The sequence below is a fragment of the Acidobacteriota bacterium genome (genome assembly GCA_039030395.1).
Classification (GTDB): Bacteria; Acidobacteriota; Thermoanaerobaculia; order Multivoradales; family JBCCEF01; genus JBCCEF01.
Genome location: JBCCEF010000015.1, coordinates 53,042 through 79,646 on the forward strand (window position 1 = coordinate 53,042; position 26,605 = coordinate 79,646).

Annotated in this window: 18 protein-coding genes; 13 read left to right on the plus strand and 5 right to left on the minus strand. The window is 62.5% G+C overall.

All coding sequences use genetic code 11. From position 1 onward, the window contains the following. Window positions 1–13: 13 nt before the first annotated feature. Window positions 14–358: a DUF2628 domain-containing protein gene (locus tag AAF481_14245; protein ID MEM7482333.1), complete on the plus strand. Its 345-nt coding sequence runs from the start codon at window positions 14–16 to the stop codon at window positions 356–358. Between the two features lie 23 nt (window positions 359–381). Then, window positions 382–756, plus strand: a complete 375-nt coding sequence (locus tag AAF481_14250; GenBank protein MEM7482334.1) for a hypothetical protein — start codon at window positions 382–384, stop codon at window positions 754–756. A 9-nt stretch (window positions 757–765) separates the two neighbouring features. Here AAF481_14250 and AAF481_14255 read toward each other — a convergent pair whose 3' ends face one another. Next, window positions 766–1,287: a pyridoxal-phosphate dependent enzyme gene (locus tag AAF481_14255; protein MEM7482335.1), complete on the minus strand. Its 522-nt coding sequence runs from the start codon at window positions 1,285–1,287 to the stop codon at window positions 766–768. A gap of 80 nt (window positions 1,288–1,367) precedes the next feature. On the opposite strand from AAF481_14255, the gene AAF481_14260 reads away from it, so the two are divergent. The 3 genes from AAF481_14260 to AAF481_14270 all read left to right on the plus strand — a co-directional run bounded on the left by AAF481_14260 (window position 1,368) and on the right by AAF481_14270 (window position 5,415). After that, window positions 1,368–1,691, plus strand: coding sequence for a PadR family transcriptional regulator (locus AAF481_14260; GenBank protein MEM7482336.1), 324 nt, complete (start codon window positions 1,368–1,370; stop codon window positions 1,689–1,691). 11 nt (window positions 1,692–1,702) lie between these two features. Next, window positions 1,703–4,333: an ABC transporter permease gene (locus AAF481_14265; GenBank protein ID MEM7482337.1), complete on the plus strand. Its 2,631-nt coding sequence runs from the start codon at window positions 1,703–1,705 to the stop codon at window positions 4,331–4,333. Window positions 4,334–4,626: 293 nt separating this feature from the next. After that, on the plus strand, window positions 4,627–5,415 hold the full coding sequence (locus AAF481_14270) for a cyclase family protein (protein ID MEM7482338.1): 789 nt from the start codon (window positions 4,627–4,629) through the stop codon (window positions 5,413–5,415). Window positions 5,416–5,757: 342 nt separating this feature from the next. On the opposite strand, the gene AAF481_14275 is transcribed toward AAF481_14270, so the two are convergent. The 3 genes from AAF481_14275 to AAF481_14285 form a co-directional block, all read right to left on the minus strand. After that, window positions 5,758–6,348, minus strand: a complete 591-nt coding sequence (locus tag AAF481_14275; GenBank protein MEM7482339.1) for a hypothetical protein — start codon at window positions 6,346–6,348, stop codon at window positions 5,758–5,760. Between the two features lie 1,120 nt (window positions 6,349–7,468). After that, window positions 7,469–8,773: a DUF1501 domain-containing protein gene (locus AAF481_14280; GenBank protein MEM7482340.1), complete on the minus strand. Its 1,305-nt coding sequence runs from the start codon at window positions 8,771–8,773 to the stop codon at window positions 7,469–7,471. A 6-nt stretch (window positions 8,774–8,779) separates the two neighbouring features. Beyond that, a complete protein-coding gene (locus AAF481_14285; GenBank protein MEM7482341.1) occupies window positions 8,780–10,723 on the minus strand; it encodes a DUF1800 domain-containing protein in 1,944 nt (647 codons plus the stop codon). Window positions 10,724–10,946: 223 nt separating this feature from the next. On the opposite strand from AAF481_14285, the gene AAF481_14290 reads away from it, so the two are divergent. The 6 genes from AAF481_14290 (at window position 10,947) to AAF481_14315 (ending at window position 18,450) form a co-directional block, all read left to right on the plus strand. Further along, window positions 10,947–12,017 (plus strand): AraC family transcriptional regulator, encoded by a 1,071-nt coding sequence (locus AAF481_14290; protein ID MEM7482342.1) that lies wholly within the window; start codon window positions 10,947–10,949, stop codon window positions 12,015–12,017. A 52-nt stretch (window positions 12,018–12,069) separates the two neighbouring features. Continuing rightward, on the plus strand, window positions 12,070–13,344 hold the full coding sequence (locus AAF481_14295; GenBank protein ID MEM7482343.1) for an amidohydrolase family protein: 1,275 nt from the start codon (window positions 12,070–12,072) through the stop codon (window positions 13,342–13,344). A gap of 256 nt (window positions 13,345–13,600) precedes the next feature. After that, window positions 13,601–15,289 (plus strand): asparagine synthase B, encoded by a 1,689-nt coding sequence (gene asnB / locus AAF481_14300; GenBank protein MEM7482344.1) that lies wholly within the window; start codon window positions 13,601–13,603, stop codon window positions 15,287–15,289. Window positions 15,290–15,612: 323 nt separating this feature from the next. Then, entirely contained in the window at window positions 15,613–16,575 is a 963-nt protein-coding gene (locus tag AAF481_14305) for a tyrosine-type recombinase/integrase (GenBank protein MEM7482345.1), read from the plus strand. Window positions 16,576–16,655: 80 nt separating this feature from the next. Next, a complete protein-coding gene (locus tag AAF481_14310; GenBank protein ID MEM7482346.1) occupies window positions 16,656–17,483 on the plus strand; it encodes a methyltransferase domain-containing protein in 828 nt (275 codons plus the stop codon). Window position 17,484: 1 nt separating this feature from the next. After that, entirely contained in the window at window positions 17,485–18,450 is a 966-nt protein-coding gene (locus AAF481_14315; GenBank protein MEM7482347.1) for a TauD/TfdA family dioxygenase, read from the plus strand. Window position 18,451: 1 nt separating this feature from the next. On the opposite strand, the gene AAF481_14320 is transcribed toward AAF481_14315, so the two are convergent. After that, window positions 18,452–22,396, minus strand: a complete 3,945-nt coding sequence (locus AAF481_14320) for an NB-ARC domain-containing protein (GenBank protein ID MEM7482348.1) — start codon at window positions 22,394–22,396, stop codon at window positions 18,452–18,454. Between the two features lie 738 nt (window positions 22,397–23,134). Here AAF481_14320 and AAF481_14325 point away from each other — a divergent pair. Beyond that, window positions 23,135–24,982 carry a multiheme c-type cytochrome gene (locus AAF481_14325; protein MEM7482349.1) on the plus strand — a complete coding sequence of 616 codons (1,848 nt, stop codon included), beginning with the start codon at window positions 23,135–23,137 and terminating at the stop codon, window positions 24,980–24,982. A gap of 5 nt (window positions 24,983–24,987) precedes the next feature. Beyond that, complete coding sequence (locus AAF481_14330; GenBank protein MEM7482350.1) at window positions 24,988–26,583, plus strand: hypothetical protein; 1,596 nt, start codon at window positions 24,988–24,990, stop codon at window positions 26,581–26,583. Window positions 26,584–26,605: the final 22 nt, after the last annotated feature.

Genomic DNA, 26,605 nt, shown 5'->3' on the forward strand with positions numbered 1-26,605 from the left:
CGGAGTCCAAGCGGTGAAGAGTGGCTGGAACTGGCCGGCCTTTCTCTTCGGCCTGGCGTGGGCGTTGGTCAAGCGCATGTGGCTCCTCGCGCTGGGTCTGTTCCTCTTCGCCGTATTGATGGGCCTCTTCGTGGCGGGGATCCGAGAGACGTCCGATCCGGATGTTCTGCTCGCGGTCAGGGTGATCTTCAATCTGATCGGCCTGGGAATCGGCATCTGGCTGGGCCTCAACGGCAACCGGCTGCGCGAAGAGCGCCTCAAGAGCCTCGGTTTCGGTTTCCAAGAAGTGTCCACCGCGACCAGCGCCCAGGACGCCGAGAAGGCTTTTCGACTGCGCAACAACTGGCCCATCGAATAGCCCGGGCGCCCGAGACACGCTCTATGGAACCCTTGCTTTCGATCGCCGGCATTTTGGCCCTTGGCCTCGGTATCGTGCACTCGGCGCTGGGTGAGGTCTTGTTGTTCCGGCGCATGCGCCGCGGCCGGCTCGTTCCCTCGGACGGCGGGACGGTGCTACGAGCGCGACATGTGCGCATTCTGTGGGCCACCTGGCACGGTCTGACGGTCTTCGGCTGGGCCTTCGGCGCGATTCTTTTCCGGCTCGCGACGCCCGGTGGCGCCTCACAGGGATTCGTCGAAACGGTTATCGCCTTCGCCATGCTCGCCACTTCCCTGCTGGTCCTCTACGGGACCAAGGGGCGGCACCCGGGGTGGATCGTTCTGCTCGCCATCGCCTTCCTGGTGTGGGTCCACTAGCCGGCCTCGTCAGGGCGCGGGCACCGAACCGGCCAGGATCTCTGCCAGACGGCTCGCATCGAGGTTGCCTCCGGAGAGCACCACCGCGACCCGCCTACCGGCAACGCGATCACGGTCCTTCAGGAGAGCGGCCAAGCTCGCCGCGCCCGCTCCCTCGGAGAGGTTGTGGGTATCGGCGACGTACACGCGGACGGCCTCCGCGATCTCCCTCTCGCTGACCGTCACGATACGCCCCACACCTTTCCAGATCGCCGCCATGGCCTCCGGATGCGGAACTCGACCGGACATGCCGTCGGCAAAGGTGTCGGCCGTGGGAGTCGAAATCATCTCGCCCTGTGCGAAGGACATGGCGTAGGCCGGAGCCTGATCCGCCACCACCCCTACAATCTCGGTACTCAGACCGAGCGCGTCCCGCGCCGCGATCATGCCGCAAATGCCCGAACCCAGACCGACCGGAACGTACACCGCGTCGATTCCCTCCACCGCACGGAAGAGTTCGAGATCCTTCGCCGAAGGCCTTGTTGTTGACAATCGACAACAAGATTGTCTACAGTTGTTGTCGACGGTCGTCATCAACCGTGCAAAAGTCTTCCAGGGAAAGGGAAAGAGCGATGGGCAATGATCGCCTCCAGGGCACTCTCGACATGTTGATCCTCCGTACCCTCCATCCCCGGCCGATGCACGGCTGGGCGATTGCGCAGCGGTTGCAGGAACTCTCCGAGGATTACCTGAGGATCGGCCAAGGGTCGCTGTACCCGGCCCTCCACCGACTGGAGTCCGCCGGCTGGCTGGATGCCGAGTGGGGAGTGTCGGAGGCCGGACGCAAAGCAAAGTTCTACCGCCTGTCGAAGGCGGGTCGGCTACAGCTTGAGCGCGAGGTGTCGGACTGGGAAGGATTCACCGCCGCCGTCGGGCGAGTACTTCAGGAAGCTTAGGAGGTACCGATATGCCCCTGCAACGGCTAGCGCGGCTGATCCGAACCCTCTTCACCCGTCGCCGGATCCATGACGAGCTGGACGATGAAATACGGTTCCATCTCGCAATGGAGGTCGACAAGCTTCGTCGGCTCGGCCTAGGCGAGGACGAAGCCCGGCGCCGAGCACACGTAGCCTTTGGTGCCCAGGAGCGAGTTCGCGAAGAGTGCCGGGACACCTGGGGTACGCGCCACGTTGACGACCTGATGCGCGACACTCGTCTCGGCTTTCGAAGCCTCGCTCGGCAGCCCCTCTTTACCGGCATGGTCCTGGTGATTCTCGGGCTCAGCGTCGGTGCCGCGTCGGCGATGTTCGGCACAGTGGAGGGAATTCTTCTCACTCCTCTGCCGGTCCCCGATGCCGGGCGCGTCATGGCCGTGATGCAGAACGACCTCGCACACTCCGCTCTCGAAGAGGTGTCGCCGGCTAACTTCCTCGACTGGCGTGAGCGCAGCCAATCCTTCGAACCGCTGGCGGCCATGGAACCCGTCGGGCTCGACTGGCAGAGCCCAAACGGGCCGATCTACCTTTCCACCGGCCTGGTCAGCGAAGGGTTTTTCGATGTCTTCGGCGCAATTCCCCTCCACGGCCGAACCTTCTTCGAGGAAGAGCACACCGCCGGGCAGGCAGCGGTCGTCGTGATCGGCCATCAGCTTTGGCAGGAGCGCTTCGCCGGCGACCCCGCCATCGTCGGCCAGACCCTGATCCTCGACGCGCAGCCCTTCCGGGTGGTCGGGATCATGGCCGAGGGCTTCGCGTTCCCCAGCGACAACATGCTCTGGGCACCCAAAGTGTGGACAGGCTGGGAGAGAAGGGCACGGAGCGGCGGCTTCTACGCGGTCTTCGGCCGCCTCGCCCCAGGGATTTCTCGCGAACGCGCCCAAGCGGAAATGACCGCCATCGCCGGCCAGCTCGCCACGGAGCACCCGGCCACCAACGCACGTACGGATATCGCCCTCGTCCCCCTGAGGGAGCAGATGGTTGGAAAGATCCGAAAGAGCCTTCTACTGCTGCTGGGCGCGGTGGCCTTGGTTCTCGCCATCGCCGCCGCGAACATCGCCAGCCTGCAGCTCGCCCGCACCACCAGTCGCAGGATGGAGTTTCAGGTGCGCGGAGCCCTCGGCGCCGGCCGGGGCCGTTTGGTCCGCCAGTTGTTCGCCGAGAATTTTCTGCTGGGACTCGGCGGAGCGGCTCTTGGAGTCGGGGTTGCGGTGCTCTTGATGGAAGGCCTTCGAATCCTTGCGCCAGCCGACCTTCCTCGACTCGAGAAGCTCCAGATCAATGGCCAGGTCATGCTTCTCGCCGCCGCCGTCAGCCTGGTGGTCGCTCTCGTGACAGGCCTGGCGCCGCTGTTCTTCACCAAGCTACGAAGTTCCCTCGTTCCGACCGAGGCGCGGGCGACCGGCGGGCGGCTCGTCTCCCGTTCGCAGGGTGGGCTGATCGTCGCGCAGGCGGGCATCTCGCTCGTGCTGCTGGTCGCGGCCTGCCTCCTGTTGCGCAGCTTCCTCTCGGTGATGGGCGAGGACCGCGGCTTCCGGACGGAGGGTGTGGTGGTGCTGGCCGTTCAAAGCTGGAACCTGAAGCCGGAGCCCCATGAGAAGGTGGCCTTCGTCGAGCGGACGGTCGAGCGTCTCTCCGCGCTCCCCGGAGTCCGCGCCGTCGGGATGACGTCGTCGGTTCCCCTGATGGAGAGCTTCGGCGCCGACCATCGCCCTCTCGTCGTCCAAGGCCAGCCGCCGCCCTCGGGAGTGGAAGCTCCCGAGACCCACTTCTCCATCGTGACCCCCGGCGTGTTCGAGGCACTGGGTATCGGTCTGCGAAGCGGCCGCCGGTTCGATACCCGCGATCACGCCGACGCCCCCGCCGTGGCGATGGTCAATGAAGCGCTGGCCCGCCGCTACTGGCCGCAGGAGAACGCCATCGGCCAGCGCATCACCCTGCAGTTTTGGGGGAGCGCTCCGGTGACCCGCGAGGTCGTCGGCGTCGTCAGCAACGTTCGTCACTTCGCGCTTCACCAATCCGCAGTGCCAGGAGTGTTCCTGCCGCACATGCAGGCACCCACCGGCACCAATGCCTTCGTGATCTGGGGGGAGGGGAAACCGGCGGACCTACTCGAGTCCGGCCGGAAGGCGATCTGGGAAGCCAACCCCACCATGGCGATCTACAGCGAGCGGACGATGGCTGAACTCGTCGGCGCCGAAGTCCTGGACCGCCGGTTCCTGCTCGCACTGCTCGGCGCCTTCGCGTTGACCGCTCTGATCCTCACCGCCGCGGGAATCTTCGCCATGATGAGCTACGTGGCCGGCCAGCGAACTCGCGAGATCGGCGTTCGAATGGCATTTGGCGCCCGCCGTGTCGACGTGGTCACGATGATCCTTCGCTTCAGTGCCCGAGTGGCGACGATCGGCATTGGGCTGGGACTTCTCGGCGCCATCGCAGCGACCCGGACCCTGGCGGGAGCGCTTCACGAAGTGGCTCCGCTCGACCCCATCGCGTTCTCCGCCGGAGCACTCCTGCTCCTGGTCACAGCGCTGGTCGCTAGCTGGCTACCGGCCCAGCGCGCCGCCAGCATGGATCCGATGGCTGCCCTCCGGGCGGAATGAGGGACGGCTCGATCGGCGATTCTCCTCCACTCAAACTCCGTCCCGACTCAAAGGCCGCCAGCCCTTGCGAAAGCGGCGTCCCGGCGTCGATCCTCGCCTTTGCGGATCCGGGCCACCCCACCATCGCTCCTAAAGCGAACCCTCGCCCCGGCTTCGCAGTGGCGCGAACTCGCCCGCTGAGCCGGCAATCCCTACACGGTCAGCTTCGTACCCTCTAAACTAGGCACCACCGGCCCCATCAGCAAGCCGGTAGACCACGTTGCGACACCCATCGCGAGTTCAGGAGGTGATACATGCTGCGAACGATTCTGCTGATCGGAATTCTGGTTCTGTTAGCCCAACCGGCCTTCGGTTTCGACCTCGAAAGCGCCCGCATGGTCGACCTGACCCATACCTTGGACGAGGACACCCTCTACTGGCCCACCTCGCCGAGCCGCTTCGAGAAACAGGAACTCGCCTACGGGCCGACCGCCGCCGGCTGGTTCTACTCCGCCTTCAAAGTGTGCACGCCGGAGCACGGCGGAACGCACCTCGATGCGCCTCTCCATTTCGCCGAGAACGGTCTGCCGACAGACCGCATACCGCTGTCGCAGCTCATCGCTCCGGCGGTGGTGATCGACGTCGCTGAGAAAGCGGCGAAGGCTCCGGAATTCGTCCTCAGCCGAAAGGACGTGCAGGCCTTTGAGAAGGCGCACGGCAAGGTACCGGAGGGAGCCATCGTGCTGCTGCGTACCGGCTGGAGCCGCCACTGGCCGAAAGCCAAGGCCTACCTCGGCGACGACACACCAGGAGATGCCAGCAAGCTGCGATTCCCCAGCTACGGAGCCGAAGCCGCCCGGCTGTTGGTGGAGGAGCGCAGGGTCGCCCTGCTCGGAGTGGACACCGCCTCCATCGACGTGGGTAGTTCGAAAGACTTCCCGGTCCACCGCATCGCCGCCGCCCGCGATGTAGGGGGCCTTGAAAACCTTACCGCCCTCGATCAGCTACCCGCCACCGGCGCCTGGGTTCTCGCCTTGCCCCTCAAGATCGGCGGCGGCTCCGGCGGTCCGGCGCGAGTGGTGGCGCTGGTCCCGGAGTCGTGAACCACGGCAACCCAATGCCCGTTGATCTTGGGAAGAGGGCCGAGCGATCCGCGATGCGCCGGTGGTGACCGACCACCTCGAAGAGAAGGGCTCGAAATCCGTTGTCACCGGCAGGCCCCGGCCCTGGTCAAGGAAATCCCGGTCGAGCCCGGGCAATCTTCCGTCGACCCGGCCACCGTCGACTTCACCACCGAGGACGAACAGGCACGAGCCATGGCCGTGATCCGTGCCGCCGGATCCCTTCTCTGCAGCGGAATGCCCGAATTCGAGGCCGGCATCGGAGTTGATCAGAAAGGCGATCTGCTGCATGGCGCGCCTCAGACTCCGTTAAGCGGCCCTCCGTCAATCGGCTGGCACCTTTTCCGGCAGCATCTCGGGAACCACGGGATCGACCTGCACCACTAAGCAGATCAGTGCTTCCGATGGTCCGCCATCGTTCACCAACATCGCTCGCTCGCCGAGAAGGGCGAGAACCATCGGCGCGAAGAGAAGATTTTCCTGTCGAAAAAACTTAAACGCGAATCGAGCCACCCGGAGGGCCTCCCGAGAATCTTCTCTCGATTCGATCACGACAGAGCCTTCAATCCTGATCCGGTTCGCTCCCTTGCCAACCGTTATCGAGAAATCGTCTTCCGCGCCGGAGATCCTGTGTACGCCCTGCTGCAGCGTCTCCACAGAGGCCAACCGGAAGATCTCGATCAACTCGCGATCGTCTCGCCGAAAGTCCCAGTCGAGCAGCTCCTCTCCCCCTGGGTTGGAGGCAGGCTCGTTCGATTCAGCGAGATCTCTTTGGCCCTGCAGCAGTGCCCAGCGGAGAATGTATTTCCCCACCGAAGGCGACCCTTCGACCGCAGCGAGTGGCTCCTGTCCCCAGGCCGACCCCGACAACAGCATCAAAACGAAAATCCACGAGCTAAAAAGTTTCTTGGCCATCCGCCTCTCCTTGTAGATGGGGACTGAAGTAAAGGGTGGTACCGGAATCCAAAGTCATCACCACCACCGTGCTTTCGGTATCCGGCGCCGAAGGCATCGAGCCCGACGCCCTACCCGATGGAACATCGTTGCCCAATCGGTCAACCGGTCGGCTCAACCAGAGGGCAACTCCGATCAAAGCGGCTGCAGACCACCACCAAAGTGAACGACGTTGCGGCCTGCGTGGGGAACGGCCGGGCGGCAAGCGCTGCAGCACCCGCTGCGCCGCTTCCTGAGCTGACATCGAGGGCGCAACCTCACTCCACCGACGCAGGTGTTCAAGAGGATCCTCTGACCGTTTCTGGTCCACCATTCTTGTGGCCTCCATCCAGCAGTTGGCGTAACCGGAGCCTCCCCCGCTGCCGGTGAACTCGTACCGTGCTCACTCCGATCCCGAGAGAGGCTGCAATCGCCCGGTCCGATAGCCCTCGAATTTCTCCGAGGTAAAGCACCGCTCGCTGGCGCGGAGCCAGCTCACCGAGGGCCCTTTCCAAGTCTCCATCGCACTGGTTTGGCGACGCTACCGGGGCTTCGACATTCGCATTGCGAGGCGGCTCCTTGCTCAGGTACCGCAAGGCTCGTCGCACCGTAATACGCTGCAACCAACCATGAAAAGCGCCAGGGTTGCGCAATCGCGGTAGGGCAATCCACGCCTGGTGATAGGCGTCCTGCACAACATCCTCTGCCTCACCAGAGCGCTCGGCCAGAGTCACTCGCGCCAAGGCCACCAAGGATTCCCAGGTCGCCAGGACAAGCTCCCCAAAAGCCTCAGGATCGCCTGCCTGCGCCTCCTCCACCCTCTTGGATAGCTGTTCATGGTCCATTGCAGTGAAGAGACGCCAGCGGTTGGTTCTGTTTACTTTGGTTCTCTGTCAGATCTCGAGAGCGGACGTTGCAACAACGTAGCAGTTCGGAGACCCAGCCCTCCCCAGTCGCCAAGGAATCGCCGCCCAGCCATCGGGGGTTGCTGCGATCTGCGACGGCTTCGAGCCGAAAGAGCCCTGATCTAGGTTAGATGCGTCAGGCTCGCTGGCAGAGGATCTGCCGGCGAGCGTGCGTTCCGACGACACCCTCGGCCGAACTACCCCCGCAAAAACAGAGGCAATCCCTTCCCCGACCAGCCTGGAAAGAGAGTCGAGCGATCGGCGATGCGCAGGTGGTGACCGGCCACCTCGGAGAAAACGGCTCGAAAATCCGTTGTTACCGGCAGGTCCCGACCCTCGTAGAGGGAATCCCGATCGAGTCCCGGGAATGTTCCGTGCACCCGGCCACCGTCGACTTCGCCGCCGAGGATGAACAGGCACGAGCCATGGCCGTGATCCGTGCCGCCGGATCCATTCTCTGCAACGGTACGCCCAAATTCGGTCATGGTCATCAGAGTGACGTCGTCCCGGTAGGTTCCCAGATCGGTCCAAAAGGCGTGGATCGACTGCGCGAGATCCCCGGCTCGGCGTGCGAAGGAACCCTGCGCCGTCCCTTGTTGGACGTGAGTATCCCAACCGCCTGATTCGGCAAAGGCCACTTCGAGGCCGACATCGGACTTGATCAAGAAGGCGATCTGCTGCAAGGCGCGCCCCAGCGGGCTGCGCGGATATCGCGCCTGGCGGGCCGGCCGGTAGCGCGAGACATCGAGTTTGTCGAGGGTCTCCATCGCCTCAAAGGTGTCTTGGGCAGTGTCCTGGAGGAGACGTTGGGAGGTTTCCGCGTAGAGCGACTCGAAGCCTCGACTGGCCACCTCACCAACCCCGGCAGTTTCCGGCAAGTCGACCCGAAAGCGGCGCAAATCCGCCACCGCCAACGCCGGCTCGTCCCCATAGAGGGAACGCGGCATGGCGTTGGTCAGCGACACGGCGCGGAAAGGGGAAGCCTCATGGCCGAGTTGTCCGACCACCCGATTGAGCCAACCGTCGGGCGTTCCTTTGCGGCCCGGCGTACCGGACTCCATGTAGTCCTGGGCATCGAAATGGGAGCGGGTCGCGTCCGGAGAACCTACCGCGTGGACGATCGCCAAGCGACGATCCTTCCAGTAGGACTCGAGCGGAGCCAACGCCGGATGGAGACCGAACCCTACCCCGAGATCGAGGGCTCCCTCCGGCCCAGCGTTCCGTGCCAGCGACATCGCGAGGCGCGGACGTAGCCGGCGCAGATTGGCATCTTCCGCCGGCGGAACCGCCATCAAGCCATCCATGGCACCGCGCTGGAAGATGGTCACCAACACCTTGCGGCGCCGGAACGCTTGCGCTCCGGCCGCCCCCCAAGCAGCTCGATGCAAGAAACTCGGACCGACGCCAAGGGAGACCAAAGCCAATCCGCCGGCCTTCAGGAAGGCCCTCCGCTTCAGGCCTTCACGCTCGGACATCACGTTGTCGTCTGGCAGCTTACGCATCGAATTTCATCGCCTTTGGAATTCCGGTGAGCCAAGAATCAAGCCCACCACGTAGGAAGTGGCATCAGGAGCCGAAGGAGTCGCCAGGGGGCGCGAAGACGAGGAACGGGGCTCGACCCAATCCATCGTCATGCCTCCACGGGCCGGCGAGCCTTCGGCCGCCTGCGCCACCTTGTCGGCGAAGGACGGATCCCGCACCACCGGCAGCAGGTGATCGAGGGTCGAAGCCCCTTCGCGCTCTGGCAGCAGCAGGGGGAGATAGGCCACCAACGCCTCCTCCGCGGACGCCGGCTCACGATGATCGAGGAGCGCCCCGAGATCGAATTGGACTCCCGGAATTCGACCGCCCGCCAAGTCCAGTCCAAAGCTCATGCGGGCCAGCAGCGAACCGGTGTTGACCCAGTGCTCCGCCCGATCCGGGAATCCCGTTGGAGCCTGGTAGGCATAGATGGGATGACCGCTCTCGACCACCCATTGAAGCGCCCCGCGGGGATCCTCGATCTCGGCGTCGAGTATTCGCAAGGCCGACGCCGCCAGCTCGAAGGGAGACTTGATCTTGCGCTGCCGAGCCTCCGGAGACCAGAAGCTCGGGTGATAGACCAGGTCGCGCATCACCGCCGCGAGCTCGCCTTCGGTGCGGCCAAAGGTTGCCGCGAGATCCGCCACCAGTTCTTCCGGAGGCTCGTCGGCGACGAACCGGACCGCGACCTTGTGGGCCAGGTGGCGCGCCGTCGCCGGGTGCGCGACGAGCAGGTCCAGAACGGCGAGCCCATCCTCGATACCGCGCCCGGCCGGGAGCTTCTGACCCAGCACTCGCTTGCTACCGGCATCGTGAGCGTCGGCCCGGAAAAGGAACTCGCCCTCGAAGACAAAACCGGCATCGGGCGGCAGGCGCCGCGCCTGGGCAATGCGTTGACGGACACGATCGTCGGCCAGCCTTCCCTGGGGTAGAAGGGTCCAACCGGTGAAGGCGCGAGCGACCTCGACCACATCGTCCTGGTCGTAGCCGCCATCGACCCCCAGCGTGTGAAGCTCCAAGAGTTCGCGCGCGTAGTTCTCGTTGAGCCCTCGCGGCCTGCGGGCTGCAAGCTCCGGATCCTGGCGCATGGCGGCCGCCGGTCCACCGGACCGAAGACGACCGGCTCCGCGCCGCCCGCCGCCGGCCCCTCGGCGCCCGCCGCGAAGCCGATGGCGATAGCGCTCGGCACTGAAAGTCGTGCGCGCCCCTTCCGGCGCCACCGAACGCGCATTGTCGAGGTACAGCAGCATCGCGGGATGTTTGGCGGTCGCTTCCAACATATCGCGGAATTCACCCACCACATGAGGCCGGATGGCGTCGCGTTCGTAGGTCATGACAAAGGAGCGAACGTCATTGTCGGCCAGCGAAACATTGAAATGGTTGAACCAAAATTCGGTCAACACCTCGTGCAATTGGTTCTCGCCATAGACCGCGCGGTAGAGCTTCTGGCGATACAGATCTGCCACCAATTCACGCTGGGAACGCAACCCCTCCTCACGCAGGGCGTTGCGGTACTCGCGCCGAAGGATCTCCCGTTCACCGGCATCCGGGGAGTCCTCATCCATCTTGCCGTCGCGCAGGCGCTGACGCAGCAAAGAACCGGGGTTCGGATAGCGCTCGAGGATCTCGCCTTGGGCCAGGGACAGACTTTCCAAATCGGCGAGCAGCGACGGCAGCTTGGTTTCCGAGACGGTTCCCGCAAGCTGTTGCTCGAACCAGCGTTCGAGCCCCATTTCCACCAGCCGGTCAATATCGCCGGGGCGCGCGCCAAAAGCGAATCGGTCCAGCAGATGCGCCGCCGCCTGTCGTTCGGTCAGCCCGGCTTCCTGCCAGGGAAAAGCCCGAACCTGCGACTCAGCCGTGAGCGGTAGCGCCAACAGGAGAACTAGCGAGAGAGAAAGAGCCCGGAGCTTGTCGAGTTTCAGTGCCATTCGGATTGCCTTTCTACCCGGAGAAACACGGCACGCGACAAATACTTGCGCTCGGTCGAGCACTTTCTCGAATCGAGCGACAGTCGCCGGCGGGACGACAGCCTGGGTGGTACCCACGGTTGCCCGCCGCCACGGGGACGGCGAGAATCAGGGTCATGGATCGCAGCGATTCGTGCTACCTCCTGCCCGCCGCGGAGCATCTCGACGGCGGAACCTTCCGCCGATGATCACCATCCTCGGTCTCCTTGGCGCTCTCCAGGGCTTCATCTTGGCGGGCGCAATCCTGTCGCTGCGGGGAGCCCGGCAATCGCCCAACCGACTGATCGGCTTGGGACTTCTCATTCTCTCGACGGCCGTTCTCACCATCACCGGCCAACACGGCGGCCTGTTCGGAGATTCGATCTTCCCCATCCTGGTGGAGTACACAGCCACCCTCTTGCTCCCTCCGGTTCTCTGGAAGTACGCGACGACGGTGCTCGGAGCCAAACGGCGAGTTCCCTGGTGGATCCACTTCCTGCCGGTGTCCGCCTGGGTGGCCTACCTGCTGGCCTTCACTCTAGGCTGGACCTCCTGGCGATGGCTACCACCCATCTTGAGCCTGATGATCTACGGTGCGGCCTACACCACGGCGGTCGCCTTGAGGGTGTGGAGCCGACGAAGCGAGGGCCGGGCGCTGGTCTTCCACCGCCGCGTTCTGAAGGCTCTCGTCCTGGCTCTCATGGTCATCCACATCGCCCAGGTCATCCGTTTTCTGTTCCGCGACGTTCCGTGGCTGGTCGATCTCGTGCCGCTCACCGCGACGCTGTTGCTCTGCGTCTTTTCCGTGGTCGCCTTCCGTCAGTCGAGGCTGTTCGCTGGCTATGAACCCCGCTCGACCCGCACCAAATACGCGACCTCGACCCTGACCCCGCAAAGTGCCGAGGAGATTCAGGAACGACTCCTGGGAACCATGGAGCGAGACCGGCCCTACCTCAACGAGAACCTGACCCTCGCTGACCTGGCCGCCCGCCTGAAGGTGCCGCGGGCGCACCTCTCGCAGGTCGTCAACGACAAGCTGGGCAGCAATTTCCCGGAACTCCTGACCCAGTACCGGCTGGTCGAGGCCGAGCGGCTGTTCACCGATCCCGGCAAACGGCACCTGACCCTCGAAGACATCGCCTATGAGGTCGGATTCCGTTCGAGGTCCGCTTTCCACAGCGCCTTCAAGGGCCAGAGAGGCATCACTCCGGGCCAGGCGCGGCGCGAAATGTCGCAGAAAACGTTTGGAGACATCTTGGCCAAGACGGAGGAGTAGCTTCGAGATCAGGCGATGCCGCCATCACCCAATCACCTCAGGGAGGCACCGAATGATCCGCAGACTGTCCACTCTCCTCGTCCTCGCCGCGCTCGCGGCCTGCACCAACTTCTCGGAACAGAACCAGGCGGGCTCATGGGGCGGCGGCTCTCCGCCGCGATCCGGCTCCACCGTGGCGATCGTTGACGTCTCGGTGCTGCCGATGGACCGCGAAGTTGTGCTGCCCCATCAAACCGTTCTCATCGTCGGCCAGCGAATCACCGCCCTCGGACCCAGCGACTCCGTCGATATTCCCGAAGACGCCCTGCAGATCGACGGCAGCGGCCGCTTCCTGATGCCTGGGTTGTCCGACATGCATGCCCACCTGCGGCGGAAGGACGGCCACCTGCCGCAGGACTACCTGCACCAGGGCATCACCGTCATCCGCAACATGGCGGGCGACCCAGACCATCTGAGACTGCGCGAGGCGCTCGAGGCCGGGGAGCACTCCGGGCCGCTCTTCTACACCACCGGACGGCCCCTCACCAGCAGCGACCTGTTCCCCTCCCACCGCTTGGTCGAAACCGCCGCCGAAGGCCGGGCCGCGGTCCGCGAACAGTCGGCCGCGGGATTTGACTACGTGAAGGTCTATAGCCTGCTCTCCAAGGACGCCTTCGACGGGATCGCCGCCGAGGCCGCGGCTCTCGGCATGCCGGTCATCGGCCATGTCAGCGACCTGGTCCGTCTGCACCACTCCATCGAGCGGGGCATGTCCTCGGTCGAACACTTCTACGGTTACTTCTGGGAACTCGAATCGGAGACCTCGAGCCTCGCCGGTGAGTGGGCGCCACAACCGCTGTTCCACGCCGTCGAGATCGATCCGGCCAAGCTCAGGGAGCTGGCCGAGCTGACCGCCGAAGCCGGGGTTTGGAACTGCCCCACCCTGTGGCGCAAGAACCACTATTTGACCGCGCCGGTCGCCCAAGAAGCCTGGAACGACCCCGCCCTGCGAGCCCTGGGGGAGGCCAACCGTCTCGCCCTGGTCAAGGCCCTGCACGATGCCGGCGCCGGCCTCCTCACCGGCACCGACGACCGCGCCGAAGTGATCCACGAAGAACTGGCGCTGTTTGTCGAAGCGGGACTCACCCCCTACGAGACCCTCCGCGCCGCCACCGTCAATGCCGCCACCTACTTCGCGGCAGCGGACGATTTCGGAACCGTAGCGGTCGGCCGCCGCGCCAACCTGGTGCTGCTCGACGCCAATCCGCTGGCGGACATCCGCCACACGCGGGCGATCCACGGAGTGCTGATCAACGGGGACTGGATGCCGCTGACCACCACCGGCTAGAGCACTCTCAACGTCGACTCCAACAAGCGGTCCCCATCGTTGACCTACCGCAGGCCGTCGGTCCATACTGGGGTCGCCATGCAGCGCTACATCCAGGAGAACGCGACCACGGTCCATCCGAACGCCACTTTCAAGAGGGCGCGCGGCCGCTCCTGATCGCTGAGTAGCGAAAACAGTCCAAACGGCCCGCGCATTACCGCGGGCCGTTGCCGTTTCTAGGGTCCGCGGGCGAAGGGTCGGACACGGAGGTTCGAACATGTGCTCCATCCTCGGCATCCTCGACATTCGCAAAGACCCAGAGTCTCTGCGCAGACTCGCCCTCGAGCTGTCCCTTCGGCAGCGGCACCGCGGCCCCGATTGGAGCGGCATCTACGCCGACGACCGCGCCGTGCTGGCCCACGAACGGTTGGCGATCGTAGACCCACTCGGCGGCGCCCAGCCCCTGTTGTCGCCAGACGGGCGCTACGTGCTAGCGGTCAACGGCGAAATCTACAACCACCAGGAATTGCGTCGCGACCTGCCCCACCACGAGTTCCAAACGGCTTCGGACTGCGAGCCGATTCTGGCTCTGCACGCCGCATCGCCGGCGGATCCAGTGCGCTGGCTGGAGACCCTCAACGGGATCTTCGCTTTCGTGCTTCACGATCGCGAGTCGGGTCGCTGGCTGGCCGCCAGGGATCCGGTGGGTGTGGTACCGCTTTACACGGGCCAGGATGCGGACGGTCAGCGTTTCTTTGCGTCGGAGATGAAGGCCCTGACCGGCGTCTGCCACCACATCGAGCAGTTTCCACCGGGCTCCTTTCAGACCCGCGAGATGGCCGCGCCGACCCGGTACTACGCACCCTCGTGGCGTGAGTTCACTGCGGTCGAAGGCCGGCCCTACGAGGCAGCCTCGCTCCGTTCGGCCCTCGATGCCGCGGTGGAGCGGCAGATGATGTGCGACGTTCCCTACGGCGTCCTCCTCTCCGGAGGGCTCGATTCATCGCTCATCGCCGCCTTAGCAGCGCGCCATGCTCGGCACCGGATCGAGACGGGTGGACGGGAGGAAGCCTGGTGGCCGCAACTCCACTCCTTCGCCATCGGCCTCGCAGGGTCTCCGGATCTCGAAGCCGCCCAGCTCGCGGCGGATGCGATCGAAACGGTCCATCATCCATTCACCTTCACCCTTCAGGAAGGCCTCGATGCGTTGCGCTCGGTCATCTACCACCTGGAGACCTTCGACGTCACGACGGTGCGTGCCTCGACTCCGATGTTCCTGCTGGCGCGGCGCATCAAGGCCATGGGAATCAAGATGGTCCTGTCGGGAGAGGGGGCCGACGAGATCTTCGGCGGCTATCTCTACTTCCACAAAGCGCCGGACGCCCGCGCCTTCCACGAAGAGACCGTGCGCAAGCTCGATGCCCTCCACATGTTCGATTGTCTTCGCGCCAACAAAGCGATGGCCGCTTGGGGAGTGGAGGCACGGGTGCCCTATCTCGATCGCAAGTTTCTCGATATGGCCATGGCCTTCGACCCGATCGAGAAGATGGTTCGCACGGGACGGATGGAAAAGCACCTCCTTCGCGCCGCCTTCGATGGGGTCCTGCCAGAATCGATCCTCTGGCGACAAAAAGAGCAGTTTTCCGACGGCGTGGGCTATGGCTGGATCGACGGGCTGCGGGACCATGCCGCGCGGGTGGTGGACGAGAGAGATCTCGCCGCAGCAGCCGAGCGCTTCAACCATGCACCGCCGACCACCGCCGAGGGATACCTGTACCGCTCGACCTTCGAAGAGCTCTTCCCCGGCCCAGCACCGGCCGCAACGGTCCCAGGAGGTAAATCGATCGCCTGCTCGACGCCGGCGGCATTGGAATGGGACGCCTCCTTCGCCGCTGCCGCCGACCCTTCCGGTCGCGCGGTCGATGGGGTGCACAAGGCGTCCTATGGCGGGCCGAAGGCGAGCTGACGCGGGACGCGTCAGTACGCCGGCTGGCTGGTCCTCGGCGACCTTCCCTCACAAGTCACCCTCATTGGCGGCGGACTTCCAGTCCTGGAGATGAACGTAAGCCAACGGACGGGCAAGAGTGTACCCACTCCCCGAGCCTCCCTCCGCTCTGGGTAGCTCTTCCACCGTCAGGCCGTGCGGAGCCTGCCGAACATCCCGCCTATCGCTTCCAGACTTCTCGCAAGCCAAACGGAGATCCAGCCCCATCCAACCGGGGCGCGGTTATCCTTGCAAGATTCATCGCTACATACCTATATCTTACTGAAACTTGCGGAGGGCGCTCAATGCATCTACAGGAAGCGGTAAACCAATTCCTCGCAGGGTACTTTTCGACTCACGCCCGCAGTCCGAGGACCATCGCGGCCTACAGCAGCGATCTCGACCAATTCGCAGCTCACGTCGAACCGGTCCGCCCCCTGCACTCCATCGGCCCGGTCGACGCGGAATCGTGGGCGAGCGATCTCAAGTCCCTGGGACTGGCCCCGGCATCGATTCGCCGCAAACTCGCGGTGCTCAAAGTGTTTTTCAACTACTGGGTCCGGCGAGGCGAGCTGGAGCGCTCGCCCCTCTGGCTGGTGCGTTTCGACATCGGCAAGGTGAAGCCCTTGACCCGAACTCTGACGGTGCGGGAAATGTCCTCTCTCCTCCACCAGGCGCGCGCCAGAGCCGAGCCCATCCCGCAGCGTCTCCTGCCTGAAATCGACAAGCGATTCCTCGCCCTGAGGAACTGGGCCATCGTGGAACTCCTCTTCGCCACCGGAATCCGCGTCGGCGAGGCCACCAGCATCCTCCTCGGCGACCTGATCCTCGACCAGCGAACCATCCTCATCCGCGGCAAAGGAGGGCGCCAGCGCCTCGCACTCCTGACCGAGAAAACCAGCTATCGGGCCATCACCGCCTACCACCGACAGCGTGTGGCGCAAAGCGCCAGCACCGAGGCGCTCTTCCTCAACCGCCGCCGCAATCCGCTCTCCACCCAGGGAGTCGCGGGAATGCTCAGCGCCCTGTGCCGCGAGACCGGCATCACCCGCCGGGTGACACCGCACATGCTGCGCCACACCGCCGCGACCTTCCTCCTCCACAACGGCGCCGACCTCCGCATCGTGCAGGAGTTCCTCGGCCACGCCTCCATCACGACCACCCAGCGATACACGCATGTCAGCCCGTCACACCTGAAAGCCGCACTACTTCGGTTTCATCCTCGTACCGGACTCTGCGCCTGGAAGAAGTCCGAAGCGAACCCGTAGCTCGCCCCACCCATGGAGAGAAGGTCTCAACCAGATTGCTGTGAAAAACATAACTAGAGATTATCGAGCAACAGCAATCCATGATTCCGGTCCCAAAGCCCCTAGAGCTGGCCTCTCTCGAATGGTTGCTTGCCCATCACGGTGCCAAGGAACTTGACCGCATTGGAGTTGTCAATGACCTAGGAATTGCACCAGACAGTGATGTCCTCGACGTCGCTTGTGGTCCCTGTCTATGGACGAATTTACTAGCCGACAAGATCGGACCTTCAGGACGTCTCTACTCCTTGGACCTAAGCATGGAGTTGCTCGCCTACGGAAAGGGAAGGCTTCGCGAGAGGCCACCTCGAGCGCCAACGACTGTTGTCAGGGCCAATTTTCAAGAACTGCCGTTTCCATCAGCATCGTTCGATTGCATATTCTTTAGCAATGGACTCGCCTACGCCGCCAACCCCTTGAAGGCCCTCTACGAACAGAAGCGAGTCGCCCGACCGGGAGGAAGGGTCGTAGCGAGGCATTGGAACAACTCAGTGACGATCTTTCACCCAGTGCCCGTAGACTTGCTTTTCGAGGTTCAACTAGGGGTTGCCCGATCACTCGAGTCTCAGGTCGGCACGCCCCTTCGAAATTTTTTTGGCCAAAGGCTTCACGGCCTCTTTCTTGCTGCTGACTTTCAAAGGATCTCGACCAAGACGAGCGCCGTCCAGTTCCTGGCACCCTTGAGTTCTGATGCCAGAAACTACCTAACAGAAAAAGCTGAATGGATGGGACGCCGAGCCCGACCCTTGATGTCCAGTGGAAATCACTCCCGCTGGCTCTCCTATTTCCAGGAAGGTTCGCCCAACTTCATCCTTGATCGGGATGACTTCTATTTCTGCACCATCGAGATCCAGACAACAGGGAGAACATAGAGTGAGCAGGAAATTCGATCTGGTTCTAACTCCTGAGGAAAGAAAGGAAATTGAGACGAAAGTAAAGGAGATAACGTCAAGAATAACTCAATGGAAAAGAGATGACTGGATGGATGAAGTCGCGGTCGCTTCCGGAAGTCTACCCGAGAGGATCCGGAGAGCCTTGCGTCGGTTCAAGCGTGAAGAAACCGCGCCCTGGATTCGGTTGCGCAACCTTCCCTACGAGCCAGGCCAGATACCGCCGACTCCGGTCGAAATCCCGGCCAAGCCACAATCCAAAGAGGTGAGAGCCGTCGAAGTGATCCAGTGCCTACTGGCTTGTCTCGTTGGAGAACTATTTGGTTGGAGCAGTCACCAGGGGGGATCTGTCATCACAGACATCCTCCCCCAAAAGGACAAGCTGTCGGAGGCGTCAGGATCGGGCTCTGGAATCGACTTTAGCTTACATACCGAGGACGCCTTTCACCCCAATGCACCTGAGTACCTCGGGCTCATCTGTCTACGCAACCATGGCTTGGTACCCACCGTTGTCTCCACCATACTGGATGTAGAACTTAACGAGCACGAGAAAGATATTCTATTCGAACACCGCTTCATCGTGGGCGTCAATGTCGCGCACGATGCTCCACAACCGTCTGCCCCGACGAGCATCCTTTTCGGAGACCGAAAGCAGCCCTACTTCAGATTCAATGCCAACCGACAATCAGCGGTACCAGGTGATCAAGCGGCCGCTGAGGCCTTGAAGAAGCTTGAAGCTAGCCTCTGTAATGCCCAGATTGGGATAGCACTCGAATCCGGTGACGCTCTATTCATTGACAACTACCGAGTGGCGCATGGCCGCCCCCGATTCAAACCTAGATTTGATGGGACTGACCGCTGGCTAAAGAGGGTCTTTCTAACCGGTTCTCTTCGCTCATCAAGGGGGTTGAGAGCCAGTTCCTTGAGCCGAGTCATCCTCGCCAGTTGATCTACTCCTCGCTCGTCGCGCCGAGCGCATAGAGCACAGATTGTTGCCCTCTCGTGAGGCCCTTGCTGCCCTTGAGCCTCAGTCCCTCGTAAGGCCTTGGAGCGATCATCGTCTTAACTAGGTTGCCGGTCTCTAGTTCGAAAATGTCGAGTTCCCCTGTCGCCGTACTCGCGCACAGCGAATCGCCATTTCCGACTGGGCAGACTGCTTGATAGACGTTCCGTGGGGATCGAATCACAAGATCCACCTCGCCACTTGTCAGATCCCACGCCTCAAGGGTGCCCGAGGAGGTGCAAAGAAAAAGCTTCTTCCCCAGGGCATCGAACATGACGGCAGTTGGGACTCCGGAAACCGGAGAAATCGTAAGGCTTTCAATGCGCCGAACGACATCCCAGATCGCGAGCCCTGACGAAGTCGCGACCGCAAAGAGTCTGCTGCTCTTAGCCACTGCGAATGGCGAGAGCTTTCCCCTAACGCCGTCAAAGTCGAGTTCAACTCTGAAAACCTCGGATCGCTCGTCCATAGACCAGAAGCGAACGGATGAGTCGTCACCGGAGCTGACCAAGAGGCCTTCCTTCTCGAAAACAGCGACACCATGCACTCTGTCTTCGTGACCATGAAAGGCGCTAACGAGCTTCCCGGTGTGAGTGCTCCACAGTTTGACAACGGGATCTCTGTTGGAACTCCCGGTGGCCAGCAACTTTCCGCTGGTGCTCAGATCGACCGATAGAATCCAGTCGTCGTGTGCCCTTATTCGAGCGACCTCGACGACATCAGTTTCGGTCCAGATCTTCAAGCGCTTGTCGCTACCGCCGCTGACAACAAGGCCGTGAGTTGCTGAAAGAGCCCAAATGCGTCCACGGTGCGATCCTCGACTCTCTAGGCAGGCCCCAGTATCAATATTCCACTTTCGCACGATCCCATCGTCACCTCCGCTCAGGATGCAACCGCTCTCTGTTCCAGGCACGATAGACCAAATAGAGTTGGAGTACCCGCGCAGTGAGCCAATCTTGGAACCGTCGTGCACATCCCAGATCTTAAGGGCCTGATCTTGGCCGACGGATGCGAGCCTATCTCCATTGGGGAAGAATTTCAGGGCGCGTACCGTTCCGTCGTGCGCATTGCCAATGGTGTTCACGCAGTCGCCGCTACTCGTGGACCAGATTTTGACGGTTCTGTCTCTACTAGCAGTCGCCAAGAGATCTCGATCAGGGCTAAGAGTCACGTCCCAGATCCAACTCGAATGCCCCCTAAACTCGCAAACCAATCGGGACGAGCTAAGTTCCCAGAGGCGAGCACAGCAATCAAAACCTGCAGTGGCAAGAGTGGCGCCCTCCTTATCCAGATCTATGGAAGAGATCCAGTCAGAATGACCCTCAATATGGCGCTCAACCTGCCCGGTTTGAAGGTCGATCACCCGTATCGTGCCGTCACTGCTTCCTGAAATCACTTTAGACGCTCCGGGGATTACCTGGACCGCCCTGGTCCTACTTCCGAAGGGGCCGAACTCCTTTAAACATGTACCCGTTCGCCACTCCCAAACTCGAACCGTTCCATCCTCTCCTCCACTGACAACATGTCTTCCGCTCGTATCGAAGACAGCGGAGTTGACCCAGCTCTGATGCCCAATCAGAGTGGCTTCGCAGAAATAGTCCCTCAGTGCCCAGACTCGGACGGTTTGATCCTCACTGGCGCTGACTAGGAATCGACCATCAGGCGAAAACTCTACCGACCGGATCCAGCCGACATGGCCTTCGAGCATCGCCAGTGGCTCTTGGTCTTCGACCTTCCAGAGATGGATCACGCCCTTCGTGTCGCCGCAGGCTAGAGTCTGACCGTCCAATGTCATTGCGACGCAGTGAATGTGTCCAAACTGGCTCCGAAAGCGAACCTGTCTCAGCGTTGAGTAAGCAAGAGAGGTATTCCGCAGGTCAACCGATTGGAAGTCAACCTGCCGCACCACCAGATGGGACAGATCAAGATTCGACAGGTCGCCAAGAATCTCGATTAAGAGAGAGATCAGATTCCCGGCCACATAATCCTCTCTCGTTTCTTCTCGGCATTGACCCAACAAGTCTACAAGCAGGCTGGACAATTCATCGCGGAGAAGACCTTGCTCCTCGAACCACTCAACAATGGGGCGCAGAATGAGCCGGCGCTGACTTCGTCGAACATAGCTCTTACTAGTCGATTTGATCAAGGCAAACCTTCGGAGCAAGTCGAATGATGAGTCGTCGGCAAATTCTCTCTTGACTTCACTGGCCAACTTCCGGCCGATGAAGCGACCTACCCAAGATGGACTGAGCCGAATTTCATCGCCAATCTGCTGGACAAACCTACGCGTGAGATAGTCGAGTAGAACCGGCTGGAGCCCAATCCGAAGCCGCTTTCTTTCCAGGGGCATGAGTCGTTGAAGGGTATGAACCGTGCTCGCCAGTTGCTTCCTTGCATCCGATGAGAGAAGATCATCTCGAAGCTCTGGCAGAGCAACCGGCTCACGATCAATCGCAAGCCAATAAAGAACCTCCAGCTCCATCTTCGAAAGGCGCGATACATGCCAATTCAAGAGTGACTCCAGGTCCAGTATGGTCAACTCTGCTTGGTTGAGAAACTCTCGTATGTCGCCCCGATAGACAGACTGGATATGACGCGCGGCGAGCTCCAAAGCAAGGGGGTTTCCATCATAGAACTCAATCAACTTCCTCCACTCTTGGTCGCTGGCGGAGAACTTTCCGATCTCTTCGAAGATTTTCTTTCCGTTATAGACATCCAACCCCCTGAGCAATAGCGTCCGCACCGGTCTGTTATCTCCCTCCAACTTCTCAATCTGCCTGGGCTTCTCCCTGCTGGTGAGAATCACGCAGCCCCTATGCTCAAGTTGGCCCAGGGTTAGAATCAGACGAGAGAAGGAGCTGGACGAGGCCCCGGTAGTCTCAACGTCACCGGAAGACATGACGGATTCAAAGTTGTCGAGGATCAGCAGTATTTTTTCGGACTTCAAGCAGTCGGCAAGGTCTTCCACAGAGCTGCGACTCCTTGAAGTCTCGTCGGCTTCCGGACTCCAGTGGTTTACACCGGCCAGGATGCTCTCCACTAATTCCTCTACTGTGGGTGCGCCGACCAAGGACCGCCAGATGACCTTGTCGAAACTATACTGGGCGTTTTTCGCGTAGGTTCTTGCAAGACTTGTCTTGCCCAGTCCTCCCCTACCGAATCGGGCCGATAGCCTTGTTTTGCCTATTCCCCCGAACCCCAGAACCAGCAGGAGTCGTACGTCGTCTTCATGAACCCAACGCTCAAGAATTCTCAGTTCTTGGTCGCGACCGAATAACTGTCCATTCTCCGGGATACTGGGCCAGTCTTGGTACTGGCCCGTTGTTCGTTGTCGGTGCAGAGTGAATAGGTCGGCGTTCCCCGCTCCTTCAAGAGCGACAGCGGTTCTTCCTAGTTCAAAAGCAAATCCAATGTCTTTGTTGTTAGCGATCGCATCGTAAAATGCCACCGAGAATGCACTGGCTGTTCGATCTCGGACAGCGCTGGTCGTCCCGATGACATATTTTATCGATTGAGCTATGGCAGACGCTTGGTCTGCCGAGTAACACGAGTTCAGTAGAACGCACCTGAGACCTGGCGAGAAGAGAGAAAAGAGATCAGCGAGCGCGTCACGATCGACGAGTTTCGCAACTCCATCGTCGTCCTCCAACACAAGGCCGTCGTCATTGCCATGCGCGGAGATGTGCAAGTACTCGGGTTGATGCTCCAGAAGCGCGCGCCTTAGATCCATCGTTCGAGTAGCCCATCTCTGTTGGAGGCGCAATCGGCTTCTTGTGCGAGTCAGACTCTCTTGGATTTCTCGAAATTCTACATCCAAACGCAGGCTCTCTGGACCCGTCGGATTCGCTGCGACGTACAGAATGGTAGGTCGTTCTTCGTACGACGAAGACATACTGATAATCTCTAGTTATCGGTGTGACGCGTGAGGAGCCCTATGCGCGCCGCACACTTATCGTCTTAATTGAATTGAAGAATTAGGAGCGCACTAAAGATTATGCAGCCTCGGTGGCCACCTCGTCAAGATACAGATTCTCAAAGCTCAGGACCTTCGCCAGGAATCACCTTCCCCGATCGTTGAACACCGCCCTTCCGACGGCCTCAATCCCACTCGAGTGGATTGCCTTATATTGATAAACTACAGATATTCTGTGAAATATATTATATGGATCAATCTGCGAGGAGATTGTCTTCCCACTGACTGGTACTCGGCGAACTGCTCGCATACCGCCCTCGCTCCGGCGAGTTCGCGCTCCTGGGGGCAATCGTCCACCTGAAGGCCGGAGGGGCAGCCGATGCATCCATCCCGGCGTCCCTGCGTCGTGACGCCGACCTGACCGTAACCCCTCCCCCCTGGACTTCTCGCATCCGCCCATTCACTTCCGCTTCGACCCACGGCTCTCCCGCTCCGCTGCGCCTATCTATTTGAGTCCGCTGGGTTAGCAGGCTGAGCTGGGTGTTCGGCCGACAAAAACTCGACGCCAGGATCCTCTACAGGCGCCTTGCCTCGGCTGACGAGATCTGCTAAGTTGCTGGGAGTAATTACTTTAAGTCTGCCTCGCACCGTTTCCTCGAAGTCGACGACGGTTTCCGAAGCAGCGGCTTGGCGGACCGCCTGAAAGAGAGGGACCCGATGTCTCTTCGTTCGCCGCGCCTATGGATGGTCGCCGCCCTGGCCATGCCAGGGATCTTGATCGCCTTCGGCAGTCCGCAGGTGAGCGCCCGCGCCACCCCGCAGGAACCCAGCTCCGAGATTGAGTCCCCAACCGTAGGGGAGGTCCCGCCGGAATCCGGCGAGGCTGCCTCCTTGAGCGCCGATGAGGAGCACGCGGCGCTGTTCCTGGAGAACCGCTTTCCGGCAGCCACCACCTGCGCAACGTGCCACCCGGATCACTACCGCGAGTGGTCCGTTTCGCCACATGCCTATGCCCAGATGAGCCCGGTGTTCAACGCCATGCACGGCACCATCCTGAAGCTCACCAACGGCACCAACGGCGACTTCTGCATCCGCTGCCACACGCCGGTGGGCATGAATTTGGGCGAACCGGAGTTCATCAGCAACCTGGACCGCCACCCAACCTCCCGCGAGGGAGTGACCTGCGTGGTGTGCCATCGCATCAACCAGCCCTACGGCAAGCTCTCCGGCCGGCTGGCGATCGTCGAGGGCGATCTTTTCGAACCGGTCTACGGCCCGAGCGGCAACGACGAGCTCCAGCGGGTGATCGAGAGCGACCAGTTCCGGGTCAACACCGAACGGGGGCGCGCCGGGCGGGCGATCCACACCCGGTCGGAGAAGTTCTTCCAAATTTCGACTTCCGGCCTATGCGCCACCTGCCACGATGTGAATCTGGTCAACGGATTCCGCCTGGAGGAGGCGTTCAGCGAATTCAAGACCTCGCCGGCGGCGGAGAACGGCACCTCCTGCCAGGACTGCCACATGAGCACCGTACCGGGAGTCGATTCGGGCTATGCCCAGGGACCGGCGGCGGTGGTTGGCGGCAAGGCGACGGCGATCCGCAAGCGGACCGATCATATGTTCATCGGCCCGGACTATTCGGTGGTCCACCCGGGGATCTTCCCGCACAACCCACAGGCTTCGGAGCTGGCGACGTTGCGCGAGTGGCTGACCTTCGATCACGAAGCCGGTTGGGGCACCGATGCCTTCGAAGCGGAACTGCCGGAGGCCTACGAGTTCCCGGACCGCTGGCGGGCCGCCGACGACCGCTATGACGCCCGCGACATCTTGAACGACAACCAGGCGCTGTTGGCCGAGGCCCACGAACAACGTCGCGAGATCTTGCGCGCCGGCTACCAGCTCGGCAAGCTGGTGGTCGACAGGGCCGACGCGAAGGGCCTGGCTTTCCGGGTGGAAGTGAAGAACGGCACCGACGGCCACGGCGTGCCCACCGGATTCGACGCCGAACGACTGGTGTTCCTGCACACCACCGTGCGCGACGCCGACGGCCGGGTGGTCTTCGAGTCCGGCGACCTCGACCCCAACGGCGACGTGCGCGACAGTCACTCGCTGTACGTCCACAACGGAGAGCTGCCGCTCGATCGGCAGCTGTTCAGCCTGCAGTCGAAGTTCATCACCCGCATGGTGCGGGGGGGCGAACGGGAGCAGGTGCTGGCGGTCAACTATTCGCCGGATCCGCTGCCCTTCCTGCGCCCTTCCACCTCCTCCACCATTCTCACCGGCCGGCCGCGGGGCGCCCGCAAGCACAAGCAGAACATCGAACCCTTGGGTAGCCGCTGGGCCGAGTACAAGGTGCCGGCGTCAGCCCTCGACGGTCGCGGTCCATACACCGTCCACGTCGAGATCAAGGCCGGCATGATCCCGGTGAATCTGATCCACGAGATCAAGGACGTGGGCTTCGACTACGGCTTGAGCGCCCGGGAAGTGGCCGAGCGGGTGGTCGACGGGCATCTCACCCTGTGGGAGCGCGAACACACCATCGAACTCGACCGACCGGGCGGCTGACGCACTTGAAAGCGCTGCGCCCCCTGTTTCTCCCAGCGCTTGCGGCGCTGCTCCTTGCGGTCCCCATGGCGGCGGACGGCGTGGGTGCGGCCGGCGGCGAGAGGAAAACCGATCCCCCGAAGGAAGACTCCGCCGCGGAGCATCCCTCCGAGATGGAAGGCAGCGAGGAAGGCAGCCATGGGGAAGACGCCCATGGCGAGGACGGGCATGGTGCCGAAGCGCACGGAGAAGATGCCCATCACGGCAAGAAAGGCGGACACCACAGTAGTCGGCTGACCGACGAGCGCATTCCTCTGCGGGTCGAGAATGTGCCGGAGCGGCCCAAACCGCTGCTCGAACTGGGCGAGCCGTTCCTCGGCTCCGGCACCTTGAAGCCGGGCTTCCGCTTGCCCACCGGCGCCGTTTGGCAGCCTTCGCTGCTGGTGTTCGGAACCTTGCGCACCGCCGCCCAGACCTTCGAGAACCCGGCCGGTCGGGTGAGCGAGGTCGCCACCCGGCTCGATCTCTTCGCCAACCTCCAGCTCTCCGGCACGGAGCGGCTGGTGGTGGGCTTCCGGCCTTTGGACCAGGACGGCCGATTCACCTCCTACGTCTTCGAATCGGATCTGCCGGGGGTCGACGAGAGCGACTTCTCGGACGAATTCAACGGCGAGATCACCAGCTTGTTCTTCGAGGGCGACTTCGGCGAGATCTTTCCCAACCTGTCGCGCGACGACTTTTCGCCGACGGACGTCGGCTTCTCCGTCGGCCGCCAGCCGCTGCTGTTCCAGGAGGGGCTGTTGATCAACGACGCCATCGACGGCGTGGGCGTCACCCGCAACACCCTGCAGCCGGCCAGGTCCTCGAACTTCCGGGCGACGCTTTTCTGGGGCTGGAACGATGTCGGGCGCCCTGGGGTGGGCGGCAATCCGGAGGACGACGACGCGCAGCTCGTCGCCCTGCTGACCTCCGCCGACCTACGCCGTTCGACCATCGACGCGGATCTCGCCTGGGTGCTGTCGGACACCCGGGGCAACGGGGCTCTGCGCTCCGGCGGCGATCTGATCGCCGGCGGCGTCAGCTTCACCCAGCGCATCGGCCTGTTCAACACGTCTTTTCGCCTCCTCGGGTCCCTCGCCGACGAAGAGACGGTGAGCGCCGGTGAGGGCTTGCTGCTGTTCTCGGAGGTTTCCCGCACGCCCCATCACACCCACGACCTTTTGTACTTCAACACCTTTCTGGCGGTGGACCGCTTCACCTCCGCCGCCCGCGGGCCGGCCACCGGCGGGCCGTTGGGGCGCGCCGGCATTAACTTCGCCGCCGTCGGCCTGGGGCGCTACGGCGCCGCCCTATCGAGCCAGGCCCAGGACGTGGCCGGCGGCGCCGTGGGCTATCAACGCTTCTTCGACCACACCCGCAAGCAGCTCATCGTCGAGGTCGGGGCACGAGTGGGGACGGATTCCTCCATCGCCGATGCGATCGCCGCCACCGGCCGCTACCAAGCCGCCGTCGGTCGCCGTTTCGTCCTGCGGACGGAGGCTTTCGCCGGCCTGCGCCGCGACCCCGGCGGCTCCGACGAGGAACTCTTCGGCGGTCGCTTCGAGGTGCTTCTCAAGTTTTGATCAGCCAGGCGCTCGTGCCCCC

What these genes read in the sequence shown, in the direction of transcription:
- AAF481_14250 (MEM7482334.1), top strand. Translation starts at nt 382, where the DNA reads ATGGAACCCTTGCTTTCGATCGCCGGCATTTTGGCCCTTGGCCTCGGT.
- AAF481_14260 (MEM7482336.1), top strand. Translation starts at nt 1,368, where the DNA reads ATGGGCAATGATCGCCTCCAGGGCACTCTCGACATGTTGATCCTCCGT.
- AAF481_14265 (MEM7482337.1), top strand. Translation starts at nt 1,703, where the DNA reads ATGCCCCTGCAACGGCTAGCGCGGCTGATCCGAACCCTCTTCACCCGT.
- AAF481_14270 (MEM7482338.1), top strand. Translation starts at nt 4,627, where the DNA reads ATGCTGCGAACGATTCTGCTGATCGGAATTCTGGTTCTGTTAGCCCAA.
- AAF481_14275 (MEM7482339.1), bottom strand. Translation starts at nt 6,348, where the DNA reads ATGGCCAAGAAACTTTTTAGCTCGTGGATTTTCGTTTTGATGCTGTTG.
- AAF481_14280 (MEM7482340.1), bottom strand. Translation starts at nt 8,773, where the DNA reads ATGCGTAAGCTGCCAGACGACAACGTGATGTCCGAGCGTGAAGGCCTG.
- AAF481_14285 (MEM7482341.1), bottom strand. Translation starts at nt 10,723, where the DNA reads ATGGCACTGAAACTCGACAAGCTCCGGGCTCTTTCTCTCTCGCTAGTT.
- AAF481_14290 (MEM7482342.1), top strand. Translation starts at nt 10,947, where the DNA reads ATGATCACCATCCTCGGTCTCCTTGGCGCTCTCCAGGGCTTCATCTTG.
- AAF481_14295 (MEM7482343.1), top strand. Translation starts at nt 12,070, where the DNA reads ATGATCCGCAGACTGTCCACTCTCCTCGTCCTCGCCGCGCTCGCGGCC.
- asnB (MEM7482344.1), top strand. Translation starts at nt 13,601, where the DNA reads ATGTGCTCCATCCTCGGCATCCTCGACATTCGCAAAGACCCAGAGTCT.
- AAF481_14305 (MEM7482345.1), top strand. Translation starts at nt 15,613, where the DNA reads ATGCATCTACAGGAAGCGGTAAACCAATTCCTCGCAGGGTACTTTTCG.
- AAF481_14310 (MEM7482346.1), top strand. Translation starts at nt 16,656, where the DNA reads ATGATTCCGGTCCCAAAGCCCCTAGAGCTGGCCTCTCTCGAATGGTTG.
- AAF481_14320 (MEM7482348.1), bottom strand. Translation starts at nt 22,396, where the DNA reads ATGTCTTCGTCGTACGAAGAACGACCTACCATTCTGTACGTCGCAGCG.
- AAF481_14325 (MEM7482349.1), top strand. Translation starts at nt 23,135, where the DNA reads ATGTCTCTTCGTTCGCCGCGCCTATGGATGGTCGCCGCCCTGGCCATG.